Genomic DNA, 14,770 nt, shown 5'->3' with positions numbered 1-14,770 from the left:
ACAGGCGGTGATGATGATGGGAGAAACAGTTACGGCAAAAGCTGATCAAGCTTATGTGTCCAAGACCAGAATCGGTGTTTTGGCGGTCAGTGCCATGGGAATGGCGGCTTTGGCGATTACGCCGTCATATAACGCGATTGCCAAGTCCTTCAGCTTAAGCGCCACGGCAGTGCAGATGCTGACGTCACTGCCAAACTTGTTCATGATGCTGGCCGGGCTTTTGATGGGGAAGTTGACGGCTGGCAAGATCAAATTGAAGAATTTGACGATCGTCATGATCATACTCTGCTGCGTGGGTGGCCTTCTGCCTCTGTTTTATCATGGCAGCTTCGCCTTCCTCTTGGTCTGCTCATGTCTGGTAGGTTTAGGGCAAGGGGCCTGCACCAACCTGTCACAAGTGTTGATTGCCAGCATGCTGCCGGCGGCTGAGCGGCAGAGCACGATGGGCTTGACTACGACTTTCACCAACTTAGGGGGGATTGTCTTCATCATGGGCGGCGGCTCTTTGGCCAGCAAGAGCGGCTGGGTTGCCAACTACTGGATCTATTTGTTCGCGGTACTGGTATTGATTACCGTTTTGGCTTTGGTTCCTTTGAACCCGCTGCCGGTTGATGACGGGCGGGCAGGAGCAAAGACCGGCAAGATCCAGCTGAACAAGTATGTCTTTGGCTGCGCGGGCTGGGCCTTTTGCACCATGCTTTTGAACAATGTTTTGAACAACAATATTTCCTTGTTTGTGGCTGAGGAGAAGCTGGGGTCAACCGCGCAGGCGGCACTCACGTCAACTATTTCCTTGATCGGGGGGATGCTGTGCGGCTTTATTGTCGGTAAGATCGGGAAGAAGTTCCCGCATTCGACCATTGCTTTAGCCTTCTTCCTGTACGGTCTGTCATATATTTTGATTGGCCTCTGCCACAATTTATTTGGGATTTTTGCCGGGAGTTTTGTTGTCGGAGCAGCGATGAGTATTGCCATGGGGCAGTTTGCCTACTTGATTTCAATCGTGGTTGACCCGGTCAGCACATCGATGGCGCTCGGGGTATACCAGGCGATCAACTCCATCGGCGGGGTGGTCAGTCCTTTTGTAGTCAACAGTTTGACGGCGGTATTCCACGTTAACGCATTTGTAGTGAGTGGAATTTTGGCTTTGCTTTTAGCAGCAGTTGCTTTAGGCAGCAAATTCCAGAAGAAGCTGCTGGCTTTTGCAGGGATGTAGCGGCTTTTTAGAAAAAAGCAAGAAAAAATTTGGATTTAGACCGAGAAATAAGGGATCTTCCGTGGGAAGATCCCTTATTTTATTAGCAAAAGGTTACGATATTATAGTTTCTCTATAGGGAGAAAAGTGGATTTTGGTGGCGCAAATAGCGGCACAGCAAAAGTGTAAACGGTTGCGTAAATAAAAGGGTGGGTAAGTAAATTAGTATAATTATAGTGTTAAAAAATGGTTTATGTTGTGTTATGATATTTAGCAGGTTATAAGACTATAGACTTAAATCAAACTTAGACTATAGTTTAGAAGAGAAATTCAAACAGAAAGAGGAAGAAATATGTTGTCCAAGAACAACCGGAAACTTCAAGAACGCAAGCTTGAGCAAAAGCAGCGTTTTGGTTTTAGAAAATACAGCTTCGGTTTGGCATCAGCCTTGATCGGTGTGTCATTCATGCTGACTACTGGGGGTACTGTTTCAGCGGATACTACTACTCCAGCTGAAACTGCTGTGACTGCGGCTGCTACTACGAGCAGTGAAAATACGAGCACGTCAGGGGATGCAACTAGCACTACTGCCAGCTCAGAGAACACTGACACTAAGAGCTCAGAAACAACTGATACTGCTTCAACGACTGCTACTACTGACAGTTCAAGTACTAGTGACAGCACTGAGACTACCAGCTCAGAAAGCACTGACTCAAGCGACAAGTCAACTGCAACTGACAGTTCAGATACTAAAACTGAAAGCACTACTTCAGAAACTAGTGACAGTAAAAGTGAATCCACTACTACTGATTCAGCAACTGACACGGCTAAGACTGCATCCACTGAATCTACGAACAGTGAAAATAAGACTGAAACTGCAACTAGTGACTCCAGTGCAGATCAGTCAGCTAGTTCAGCAACTTCTGACTCAACTTCAGAAGCAACTACCTCGTTAAAGGCTACTGCTACTGCAGCAACTACGGACGCTTCAACTACTACTGCAAGTACCTCCACTACTACTGATGATGCTGCGTCTGCAGAAGGCAAGCTTACTGACGAAGCTAAGGCCAAAGGCTTAACTGACAGCGATGTTTCCCCTGAGATGAGCGACGCTAATGGAGCAAGTCTTAAACAGGATAGTTCAAAGATTCCATCCGGCTACAAGGCTGATCCAACTGAAGGGCGTTACACTTTTGGGATTCTCAGCTTAGGGCCAATCGATACTAGTGGTCTTACCAGTTATAACCAAACGTATGGAACAAATTACTATATCCGGGTATCAACAGCAGCTCAAGCTACTAACGGAGTATATGACGACACTGTTTATATTCAATTGGTTGATGCAGATCAAGACACAGTTCTTTGGGAAAGCTCAGCCAAGCCGGGTGATTTAAACAAGACCATTGATGCATTAAATTCTACAAACGGTAATCCGTTCCAATACTCATATGCAGAAAATGTTGTCAATGGTGTAACTACAAAGGCTATTAAATTTGATGCCAGCCCAATTGATGCTAATAATGGTCCAATGTACTCTACGGCTGTATATCAAGCAGACAGCGATAATCAAACTTCTGGGACCTCTATCAGTTTCAATTATCCGGATGCAAGTACTATTGAAACACGCTACATTGCAAAGGACGCTGCCGGTAATGAAACCGTATTAGCAACATACGATGAAACCGGTAGACCGGGTTCAATCTATACCGCGTCAGGTCTGCGTGATTTCGTTGGTTATGACTTGGTATCCGTCCCTTCCGAAACAACTAGCACTTTAAAGCGTAGCTATACAGTCGGTGATCTTTTAGTTCCTACCCCAAGAAAGTATTCAAATTACATTCAAATGGTTCGGACTAGTTTGATCACGAGTACTGACGGTAGTAGCATTATCAGTATTCGCATGGCTCTAAATGGTGCGAGCCTTGATGATATTAATAATCCTGATGTTTGGAAGGTTGTCTTTACTAGTGAAGAGCTGAAGCCTGGTGAATGGTCTACTACTGGTAATAATCTTGCAAATTATAATGGTTCTCACGAAAAGGGAGCGTTCGTTATTACAGACGAGATAGCTAAGGCTGCTGGTTTTACCGATGAGCAAATGGTGGGCAAGTACGTATTTAACTGGTTATTGCTTAACATTAACCCAGAAGGTCAAAAGCCAGTTGACTACTACTACGCTCCACAAGGCCAAGTTCGCGTTAACTATGTAACCAGTGATGGCACTGTAATTCAATCACCAGTAACTGCTTACGAAAACTCAAGCAACAACACTACTTATGACGTATCTGGCTCAACTTACAAGCCAGAAACCATCACTGTTAACGGTAAGACTTACCGTTACGTTATGAGTGACAAGTCTAAGGGAACCGCTGGTACGACAGAAGTCAACGGTTACACTTACAACGTAACTCCATCTGACGAAACTGGTCGTATTAGTTCCAACACTGTTAATGACGTTTACTACGTTTACGAATTGGTAACTTACCACACTGAAGCTGAAACTAAGAACGTAACTCGGACGATCGAATACTACGACAGCGTAACTGGTGAACCAATTCCTTCTAACTTGGAATCAACGGTTACTCAAACCGCAACGCTGAACCGTAACAAGATCTACGATGACCAAAACAACTTTGTTGGCTACGGTACTATCTCAGCTGATAGCTCAAGTTACACGATTAACGATAGTTGGAATGTTGATGCACAAACTTGGACTCAACAGGACTCTGCAGATCTGTCAGAATATGGCTACACTGCACCAGATAGAGCTTCAGTTGCAGCGGTAACTGTTGACGGCAATACCACCGATGTAACGGAAAAGGTATACTACGGCCACCAAACCACGCCAGTAACTCCAACTGATCCAAAGACTCCAGGCAAACCAATCAATCCTAAGGGGGACGTAAACTACCCAGATGGCGTGTCAAAGGATGACTTGACTTCAACTGTTAAGCGGACCATCAACTACGTTGACGAAGACGGCAATGCGGTTAACGGTTCACCAGATGGCACTAGCTCATACGAACAAACTGCTGAATTCACTCGGACTGCAATCGTTGACAAGGTAACTGGCAAGATCCTTGGTTACGACACTAACAACGATGGCAAGGTTGACACTGAAAGTGCAGATCGTGCATGGCTTCCAACCGAAAAGACTTTGGAAGCAGTTAAGTCAGCAGACCCAAGCTCAGTAGGTTACGACAAGGTTGATATTTCAAACGTTTCATCACTGGTAGTAACTCCAGGCCAAGCTGATACTACTGTCACTGTAACTTACAGCAACAACCAAGTGTCAGGTACTATCAAGTACATCGATGACACTACTGGTGTAGAACTTGACAGCGACACTCTGCCAACTGGCAAGGTTGGTTCAACTATCAACTACACTACCGCTGACAAGATCAAGAGTTACGAAGACCAAGGCTACGAACTCGTTTCAAACGACTTTACTGATGGCAGCCAAGTGTACAAGAAGGATGGCAACGACTTTGTTGTTCACCTGAAGCACAAGACTCAAACCATCACTCCAAACGATCCGAACCCTGTAACTCCAGGCGAACCGATCAACCCTAACGACCCTAACAGCCCAGTTTACGGTGAAGAAACTGACCGGAAGAACCTGGTTAAGGACGCAAGTCAAACTATTCACTACGTAGGCGCAGGTGACAAGACTCCAGCTGACAACGTTGTAACTCAGAAGGATGCCTTCACTCGGACTGTTACTATCGATAAGGTGACTGGTAAGGTTCTGTCATACACTGACTGGGAAGGTGAAAAGACCTTCAACACTGTCGACACTCCAGTAGTAGACGGCTACCACGCTGACAAGAAGACGGCAGGTGGCCTGACTGCAACTGTAGACAACCCAGACGTTGAAGAAACTGTAACTTACTCACCAAACGGTAAGCTTGTTCCAGTTGACCCTAACGGTACTCCAATCCCAGGTGCAGACACCCCAACTTACCCAACGGACCCTAACGATCCAACTAAGGTGGTTCCAAACGAACCAATTCCAGAAGTTCCAGGCTACACCCCAGTAGATCCAAGCCCTGTAACTCCATCTAACCCAGGTGAAGATACTCCAGTACCTTACAACCAAGTCGTAACTGGTACTATCAAGTACGTTGACGACACTACTGGCAAGACTCTGAGCAGCGAAGATCTTGAGAAGGGTACTGTAGGCTCAAAGATTAACTACACTACTGCAGACAAGATCAAGAGTTACGAAGACCAAGGCTACGAACTCGTTTCAAACGACTTTACTGATGGCAGCCAAGTGTACAAGAAGGATGGCAACGACTTTGTTGTTCACCTGAAGCACAAGACTCAAACCATCACTCCAAACGATCCGAACCCTGTAACTCCAGGCGAACCGATCAACCCTAACGACCCTAACAGCCCAGTTTACGGTGAAGAAACTGACCGGAAGAACCTGGTTAAGGACGCAAGTCAAACTATTCACTACGTAGGCGCAGGTGACAAGACTCCAGCTGACAACGTTGTAACTCAGAAGGATGCCTTCACTCGGACTGTTACTATCGATAAGGTGACTGGTAAGGTTCTGTCATACACTGACTGGGAAGGTGAAAAGACCTTCAACACTGTCGACACTCCAGTAGTAGACGGCTACCACGCTGACAAGAAGACGGCAGGTGGCCTGACTGCAACTGTAGACAACCCAGACGTTGAAGAAACTGTAACTTACTCACCAAACGGTAAGCTTGTTCCAGTTGACCCTAACGGTACTCCAATCCCAGGTGCAGACACCCCAACTTACCCAACGGACCCTAACGATCCAACTAAGGTGGTTCCAAACGAACCAATTCCAGAAGTTCCAGGCTACACCCCAGTAGATCCAAGCCCTGTAACTCCATCTAACCCAGGTGAAGATACTCCAGTACCTTACAACCAAGTCGTAACTGGTACTATCAAGTACGTTGACGACACTACTGGCAAGACTCTGAGCAGCGAAGATCTTGAGAAGGGTACTGTAGGCTCAAAGATTAACTACACTACTGCAGACAAGATCAAGAGCTACGAAGACCAAGGCTACGAACTCGTATCAAACGACTTCACTGATGGCAGCCAAGTGTACAAGAAGGATGGCAACGACTTTGTTGTTCACCTGAAGCACGCAACTGAAGAAACTACCAGCTACAAGGATGCAACTCAAACTATCCACTACGTTGGTGCGGGCGATGACACTCCAGCTGACAAGGTTCAAACTCAGAAGGATGCCTTCAGCAAGACTGACACGATCGACAAGGTAACTGGTGAAGTTGTCAAGACTACTGGCTGGACTGGTACTAAGACTTTCGGTACTGAAGACACTCCAGTAGTCGATGGCTACCACGCAGACAAGAAGGTAGCAGGTGGTCTGACTGCAACTGTAGACAACCCAGACGTTGAAGAAACTGTAACTTACTCACCAAACGGTAAGATCGTTCCAGTAGATCCAAACGGTACTCCAATTCCAGGTGCAGACACCCCAACTTACCCAACGGACCCTAACGATCCAACTAAGGTAGTTCCGAACGAACCAATTCCAGATGTTCCAAACTACACTCCAGTAGATCCAAGCCCTGTAACTCCAGCAGATCCAGGCAAGGACACTCCAGTTGTCTACAACCAAGTGGTAACTGGTACTATCAAGTACGTTGACGACACTACTGGCAAGACTCTGAGCAGCGAAGATCTTGAGAAGGGTACTGTAGGCTCAAAGATTAACTACACTACTGCTGACAAGATCAAGAGCTACGAAGACCAAGGCTACGAACTCGTATCAAACGACTTCACTGATGGTAAGCAGGTTTACGCTAAGGAAGGCAACGACTTCGTTGTTCACCTGAAGCACGCAACTGAAGAAACTACCAGCTACAAGGATGCAACCCAAACTATCCACTACGTAGGTGCGGGCGATGACACTCCAGCTGACAAGGTTCAAACTCAGAAGGATGCCTTCAGCAAGACTGACACGATCGACAAGGTAACTGGCGAAGTTGTCAAGACTACTGGCTGGACAGGTACTAAGACTTTCGGTACTGAAGACACTCCAGTAGTAGATGGCTACCACGCAGACAAGAAGGTAGCAGGTGGTCTGACTGCAACTGTAGACAACCCAGACGTTGAAGAAACTGTAACTTACTCACCAAACGGCAAGCTTGTTCCAGTTGACCCTAACGGTACTCCAATCCCAGGTGCAGACACTCCAACTTACCCAACGGACCCTAACGATCCAACTAAGGTAGTTCCGAATGAACCAATTCCAGATGTTCCAAACTACACTCCAGTAGATCCAAGCCCTGTAACTCCAGCAGATCCAGGCAAGGACACTCCAGTACCTTACACTAAGAACGAAACTCCAGCAGCTAAGTATGGTCTGACTGAGAAGTTTGTTGACGAAGACGGCAACGAACTGTTGCCAAGCGTAAACAAGGGTACTGACTACAAGACTGGCGACTCCTACGACGTAACTAAGGATGCTAAGGTTGTAGAAGGCTACGTACTTGTTAAGACTACTGGCACGACTGGTACTTTCACTGACAGTGACAAGACCGCTGTCTTCACTTACAAGAAGGTCGGCAAGATCGTTCCAGTTGACCCTAACGGCAACGAAATTCCAGGCGCGGACACTCCAAGCTACAAGAACGATCCAGACGACCCAAGCAAGGTGGTTCCAAACGAACCAACTCCAGAAGTACCAGGCTGGACCACTGACGTTCCAAACGTAACTCCGGAAGACCCAACTAAGGACACTCCAGTTCCTTACACTAAGAAGACCACTCCGGAAACTCCTTCAACCCCAGAAACTCCAGCAGCTAAGTACGGCCTGACTGAAAAGTTTGTTGACGAAGACGGCAACGAACTGCTGCCAAGCGTGAACAAGGGCACTGACTACAAGTCAGGCGACAGCTACGACGTGACTAGCGACGCCAAGGTAATCACTGGCTACGTTCTGGTTAAGACTACTGACACGACTGGCACTTTCAGTGACAGCGATAAGACCGCAGTCTTCACTTACAAGAAGGTCGGCAAGATTGTTCCAGTTGACCCTAACGGCAACGAAATCCCAGGCGCGGACACTCCAAGCTACAAGAACGACCCAGACGACCCAAGCAAGGTGGTTCCAAACGAACCAACTCCAGAAGTACCAGGCTGGACTACCGACGTTCCAAACGTGACTCCGGAAGATCCGACTAAGGATACTCCAGTTCCTTACACTAAGAAGACCACTCCGGAAACTCCTTCAACTCCAGAAACTCCAGCAGCTAAGTACGGCCTGACTGAAAAGTTTGTTGACGAAAACGGCAACGAACTGCAACCAAGCGTAAACAAGGGTACTGACTACAAGAATGGTGATTCTTACGACGTAACTAAGGACGCCAAGGTTGTAGAAGGCTACGTACTGGTTAAGACTACTGACACGACTGGTACTTTCACTGACGGCAACAAGACTGCTGTCTTCACTTACAAGAAGATCGGCAAGATCATCCCTGTAGACGAAAACGGTACTCCAATCCCAGGTGCCGACACGCCAAGCTACAAGAATGACCCAACTGATCCAACTAAGGTTCTGCCAAATGAACCAACCCCAGAAGTTCCTGGCTGGACTACTGACGTGCCAAGCGTAACTCCGGCAGATCCAACTGCAGATACTCCGGTGCCATACGCTAAGAAGACTACTCCTTCTACTCCAGAAGTACCAAGTAATCCAGATACTCCATCCAACCCAGAAACTCCAACTACTCCGGACAAGCCAGAGGTTCCGAGTCAACCACAAAAGCCTGCATCCCCATCAGGCCAAAACAACCCGACTCCGGTAAACCCAACTACTACTCCGGCAAGTCCAAAGCAAACCACACTTACTGGCAAGCAGACTCCTGCTCCAAACAAGACTGCAACTGCCAGCCAGCTGCCGCAAACCGGCGCCGATGAAGAAAAGGCCAGCCTGCTTAGTGCCTTAGGTCTGGGCCTGGTAACCCTGACTTCACTCTTCGGCCTCTTGGGCGGCAAGAAGCGCAAGCATTAATCCATAACATAAATTCAGCTTAATTAAATTTCTCTTCTAAGCACGCGAGCAGCGCCAAGGTCCCCCAGCCTTGGCGCTGTTTCTTTTTCAAATTGCTAGACATCTAACAAAATACCGACTATAATAATCGCTAGATGTCTAACAAAAGGAGGATACAGGTGGAAGAACCAATCCGTAAATGGATCAAACGGGCGGCCAAAAGCATCGACCAGCATTCCGGCCCCTTTGCCAGAAAGGAGCGCTTGACGCGTGAACAGATGGCAGTGCTGGATTTTCTAAGCCAGCAAGCAGGCCAAACAGCTAACCAGCATGCTTTGGACGAGGAATTTGCCATCCAGCGCTCGACCACGACCATCATGCTGCAGCGCCTGGAAAAGCGGGGCTTAATTAGGCGCCTGCCAGATCCCAATGATAAAAGGCAAAAACTGGTGCAGCTGACGAGTGAAGCTAATGAGCTCATCCCGCAGATCCGTGAAGAAATCAAAGACGATGATCTTGAACTCCTCCAGCAGTTCAGCAAGGAAGAATTAGCCACCGTCAGAAAGCTTTTAAAATACATTGCAGAAGAGGGGTAATAGTTTACACATGAATTCAAAAATTCCTAAAAAAGTCTACGCGGCCATTGTGGCAACAGGACTGATGTCCTTTAGCGGGGTTCTGGTGGAAACGGCAATGAACGTTGCCTTTCCAACCTTGATGAAGCAGTTTGGCCTGGCCACCAACACCGTTCAGTGGATGACCTCGATTTACCTCTTGGTCATCTCCGTTGTTGTGCCACTGTCTGCTGTTTTGAAAAGTTCTTTTAAGACCAAGCAGCTCTTTGTTTCAGCCAACTTGCTCTTTTTCTTTGGCCTCTTGCTGGACGCCTTAGCGCCAAATTTCGCGGTTCTGCTCTTTGGCCGGGCCATTCAAGGTCTGGGCACCGGGATTGCCTTGCCCTTGATGTTCAATATCATCCTGGAGCAGGTGCCCGCTGAAAAAATTGGCATCATGATGGGTTTTGGCAACTTGATCACGGGTGTTGCTCCTGCCTTGGGGCCAACTTTCGGCGGTTTGATCATCAACACTTTGGGCTGGCGCTATGTCTTCTTTTTCTTAATGCCTTTGATCATCTTGTCTCTCTTCCTGGGCCTTTACGGCATCCAACAGAAGTCCAAGATCGTTAAGATCAAGCCGGACTTCTTGAGCATTGTCTTTATCGCTGTCCTTTTTGCCGGCGTTATCTATGGCTTCAGCAACCTTTCCTCAGGCAAATTGCTGACCAACCTGTTCCCAATCTTTATCGGTCTCTGCTCTTTGGGCTTTTTGCTGGGCCGGTCGAAAAAAATCTCCCAACCAATCCTGCACTTTGAAATCCTCAAGAACAAGTCCTTCAGCGTGCACTTGCTGGGCTTCCTCTTAATGCAGCTCTGTTCTCTGGGCAATGCCTTTCTTTTGCCCAACTATGTCCAGCTGGTCAATGGGGGAACGGCAACTCTGGCTGGCCTGGTCACCATGCCCGCCGGCATCATCGGAGCGGCCATGAGCGTGGTCGGCGGCCGTCTCTACGACGCTAAAGGGGCCAGATTGCCCATGATCACTGGCGTCAGCATGATGGCTATTGAACTGATTGCTTTTGCCTGCTTGTCCCAGCACATGTCCAACTTGGTAATTTGCCTCATCTACGTCATCTATATGACTGGGATGGGGATGTCTGTTGGTTCAATCATGACCAACGGTCTGGCCAGCTTGAAGCCTAGCCAGTCAGCTCAAGGCAATGCCTTCTTAAACACTATCCAGCAATTTGCCGGCGCCATCGGGACTTCAGTGACTTCAGCAATCGTGGCCCTTAGCCAAGCTCAATACGGGTCAAAGGGGCCGCGGCCGACGGCAATCGGCACCCAACATGCCTTTATTTTCCTGGCTGCGATAGTTATCTTGCTCTGGCTCATGTTCTACAAGAACGTGAAAACAGAAGGCGGGTCTAAATAATTAACGAACTAGCAAAAACTGTTAAAATACTAGATAGGTATTTTGACAGTTTTTATTTTGCAAGGAATGACAATGAACAAGAAGAAGTTACTTTTAATCGATGGCAATTCCGTGGCCTTCCGGGCCTTTTTCGCCATGTACCAGCAATTAGACAAGTTTAAAAATCCAGAAGGCCTCCACACCAACGCCCTCTATGCCTTTAAAAACATGCTGGACGTGGTCTTGAAGCAGGAAGACCCAAGCCATATTCTGGTGGCCTTTGACGCTGGTAAGACCACCTTCAGAACCGCCATGTACAAAGACTATAAGGGCGGGCGGGACAAGACCCCGGCAGAACTTTCTGAGCAGCTGCCTTACCTGCGCGAGATGCTCAAGGACATGGGGATCAAGAGCTACGAACTGGTCAACTACGAAGCCGACGACATTATTGGTACCATGGCTAAAAAAGGGGCCGAAGCCGGCTATGAAGTGGCCGTTGTTTCCGGAGACAAGGACTTGACCCAATTGGCAAGCGACCACGTGACCGTCTACGTGACCAAGTCCGGGGTAACCAAGCTGGAAGCTTTTACCCCAGACCATATGAAAGAAGTCAACGGGGTGACGCCAACCGAATTCATCGATATGAAGGCTTTGATGGGTGACCCGTCTGACAACTACCCAGGTGTGGCCAAGGTTGGCCCGAAGACTGCTTCTAAGCTTATCCAGGAATACGGCAGCGTGGAAAATCTGTATGACCACGTTGACGAAATGAAGAAGTCCAAGTTGAAGGAAAACTTAATCGCCGGCAAGGACAATGCCATTTTGGGCAAAAAATTAGCCACCATTAACTGCGACAGTCCGGTGGAAGTTACCCTTGCTGACCTTGAATATCAAGGCAGCAATGTTGATGACCTCCGCCGCTTTTACGAAAAGATGAACTTCCGCCGCTTTTTGGCAGATTTGGCCCAAAAAGGGGAGCTGACAGAAAACAAGACGGAAGTCAAAAAGCAAGACTATGTCGTTCTCACTGCTGATAATTTGTCCCAGCTGCCAAAGGCTGCTGAAGTCACTTTCTACCTGGCCATGTTTGGCGACAACTACCACCTGGCTGACTTTGCCGGCTTTGCCTTGAGAATTGGCAAGGAAACTTTCGTCAGCCGGGAAGTTACCTTGTTGCAGGAAAGCCCCTTGAAGGAAATGCTGGAAGATCCTGCTGTCCAAAAGAATGTCTTTGACTTAAAGCGGACCACTTACGGCCTCTACCGGCTGGGAATCAAGGCTGAATCTTTGACCTTTGACCTGCTTTTAGCTTCTTACCTGGTTGACAATGAGAAAAATTCCAACGACTTGGGTGAACTGGTCCAAGGCTACGACTACTATGATTTAAAGACCGACCTGGAAGTCTACGGAAAGGGGAAGAATGCCAAGATTCCGGCAGATGATTCAGCCTTCTTCAACCACCTGGCCGGAAAAACCGCGGCTATCGCGGCTTTGAAGGACAGTCTTTTAAGCAAGCTGAAAGAGCACGAGCAAGACGACCTCTACGACTCGATCGAATTGCCAACGGCTCGCGTTTTGGCCAAGATGGAAATGAACGGGATCAAGGTCCAGCCTTCCCGCTTAAAGGAACTGGAAAACGACTTTGCTGTCCGTTTAAAGGACCTGGAAGAGAAGATCTACAAGGAAGCCGGGGAAGAATTCAACTTGAATTCACCAAAGCAGCTGGGCGTCATCCTTTTTGAAAAGCTGGGCCTGCCAGTCATCAAGAAGACCAAGACCGGCTACTCCACTTCAGTTGAAGTCTTAAACCAATTGAAAGAACAAAGCCCAGTCGTCAGCGACATCCTGGAATACCGGCAGATCTCCAAGATCCAGTCTACCTACGTCAAGGGCCTCTTAGACGTCATCGATGAGCGTGACGGCCGCATCCACACCCGCTATTTGCAAACTTTGACGGCAACTGGCCGCCTGTCTTCAGTTGACCCTAACCTGCAAAACATCCCAACCAGAACGGAAGAAGGCAAGCAGATCAGAAAGGCCTTTGTCCCATCAAGTCCGGATGGCTATATCTATTCCTGCGACTATTCCCAAATCGAGCTCCGGGTTCTGGCCCATGTTTCAGAAGATCCGAACATGCAGGAAGCCTTCAAGACCGGCTACGACATCCACGCCCACACGGCCATGAAGATCTTCCACTTAAAGAGCGTTGACGAAGTAACGCCGCTCCAAAGACGGCGGGCCAAGGCTGTCAACTTCGGGATCGTCTACGGGATCTCTGACTACGGCCTTTCCAAGAACCTGGATATCTCCCGCAAGCAGGCCAAGGAATTCATCGACGAATACTTTGACCAGTACCCAGGCATCCAGGCCTACATGGACCGGGCCGTTAAAGACGCCAGAGAAAAGGGCTACGCGGAAACTATCATGCACCGCCGCCGCTATCTGCCAGATATCCACGCCAAGAACTTCAATGTCCGCTCTTTCGCGGAAAGAACAGCCATCAACTCCCCAATCCAAGGGTCAGCTGCCGACATCATGAAGATTGCCATGATCAATATGCAAAAGAAGCTGGATGAACTAGGGTTAAAGACCAAGATGGTTGTTCAGGTCCACGACGAATTGATTTTTGACGTGCCAGCTGATGAATTAGAAACGATCCAGAAGATTGTCCCGTTAGTCATGCAGTCAGCCGTTAAGTTGGACGTGCCTTTAGTCGCTGATGCCGGCTGGGGCCATGACTGGTATGAAGCAAAGTAGGAGGTAAAAAATGCCAGAAATGCCTGAGGTTGAAACGGTCCGCCGGACCCTGCGGCCCTTGGTCGTGGGCAAGACGATCGACCATGTCGATATTTGGTATGACAAGGTCATCACCGGCGACCCGGAAGCTTTTAAAAAGGAGTTAAAGGGCAAGACCTTTACTGCTGTTGACCGCTATGCCAAATTCCTGCTCTTCCGTTTAGGCGACTTGACCGTCGTTTCCCATTTGCGGATGGAAGGCAAGTACCACTTAACGACTTGGGATGCACCAGTAGACAAGCATGAGCACATGCAGTTTGCCTTTACTGACGGAAGTGCTCTCCGCTACGCGGATGTTCGCAAATTCGGCCGCCTGCAGCTGGTGGAAACTGGAACTGAATTCCAGATTACGGGCTTGAAGAATTTAGGCCTTGAAGCAAATACGCCAGAATTTACCCTGGACTATTTTGCAAAAGGCTTGAAGAAGAGGAGCCAGGGAATCAAGACCCTGCTCATGGGCCAGACCCTGGTGGCAGGTCTGGGCAACATTTATGTTGATGAAGTTCTCTGGCAAAGCCAGATCAACCCTTTGATCCCTGCCAACGAATTAACTGAGGACCAGGTCAAGCGGCTCTATACAGCCATCAATGAAACCATTGAAGAAGCTACCAAATGCGGAGGCACGACCGTACACAGCTTCTTAAACGCTGACGGAGAAGCCGGCCACTATCAAGAAAGGCTCAAGGTCTACGGCAAGGAAGGACAGCCATGCCCGCGCTGCGGGGAAAACTTCGTCAAGATCAAGATCAGCGGGCGGGGGACCACCTACTGCCTGCATTGTCAAAAGAGGTAGAGCAGCA

General features: G+C 48.3%; 6 protein-coding genes. All 6 read left to right on the top strand.

Annotated elements, in window-relative coordinates; translation table 11 throughout:
* Positions 1 to 16: 16 nt before the first annotated feature.
* Positions 17 to 1,216, top strand: coding sequence for an MFS transporter (locus ACYVUT_RS07625; protein ID WP_484500511.1), 1,200 nt, complete (start codon positions 17 to 19; stop codon positions 1,214 to 1,216).
* 331 nt (positions 1,217 to 1,547) lie between these two features.
* A complete protein-coding gene (locus ACYVUT_RS07620; RefSeq protein ID WP_484501786.1) occupies positions 1,548 to 9,224 on the top strand; it encodes a mucin-binding protein in 7,677 nt (2,558 codons plus the stop codon).
* Between the two features lie 158 nt (positions 9,225 to 9,382).
* Positions 9,383 to 9,799: a MarR family winged helix-turn-helix transcriptional regulator gene (locus tag ACYVUT_RS07615; protein WP_484498985.1), complete on the top strand. Its 417-nt coding sequence runs from the start codon at positions 9,383 to 9,385 to the stop codon at positions 9,797 to 9,799.
* Between the two features lie 10 nt (positions 9,800 to 9,809).
* Positions 9,810 to 11,195, top strand: a complete 1,386-nt coding sequence (locus ACYVUT_RS07610) for a DHA2 family efflux MFS transporter permease subunit (RefSeq protein ID WP_484500508.1) — start codon at positions 9,810 to 9,812, stop codon at positions 11,193 to 11,195.
* 72 nt (positions 11,196 to 11,267) lie between these two features.
* Positions 11,268 to 13,931 (top strand): DNA polymerase I, encoded by a 2,664-nt coding sequence (gene polA / locus ACYVUT_RS07605; RefSeq protein ID WP_484501785.1) that lies wholly within the window; start codon positions 11,268 to 11,270, stop codon positions 13,929 to 13,931.
* A gap of 10 nt (positions 13,932 to 13,941) precedes the next feature.
* Complete coding sequence (gene mutM / locus ACYVUT_RS07600; RefSeq protein WP_484500506.1) at positions 13,942 to 14,763, top strand: DNA-formamidopyrimidine glycosylase; 822 nt, start codon at positions 13,942 to 13,944, stop codon at positions 14,761 to 14,763.
* The last annotated feature ends 7 nt before the right edge of the window (positions 14,764 to 14,770 follow it).

It is taken from the genome of Lactobacillus sp. WILCCON 0059, assembly GCF_057197985.1.
The sequence above is the reverse complement of the archived record's forward strand: the minus strand, read 5'-3'. Positions and strand labels throughout refer to the sequence as shown.

Excerpts from the sequence above, each read along its gene's own strand:
- ACYVUT_RS07625 (WP_484500511.1), top strand. The coding sequence starts at position 17 with ATGGGAGAAACAGTTACGGCAAAAGCTGATCAAGCTTATGTGTCCAAG.
- ACYVUT_RS07620 (WP_484501786.1), top strand. The coding sequence starts at position 1,548 with ATGTTGTCCAAGAACAACCGGAAACTTCAAGAACGCAAGCTTGAGCAA.
- ACYVUT_RS07610 (WP_484500508.1), top strand. The coding sequence starts at position 9,810 with ATGAATTCAAAAATTCCTAAAAAAGTCTACGCGGCCATTGTGGCAACA.
- polA (WP_484501785.1), top strand. The coding sequence starts at position 11,268 with ATGAACAAGAAGAAGTTACTTTTAATCGATGGCAATTCCGTGGCCTTC.
- mutM (WP_484500506.1), top strand. The coding sequence starts at position 13,942 with ATGCCAGAAATGCCTGAGGTTGAAACGGTCCGCCGGACCCTGCGGCCC.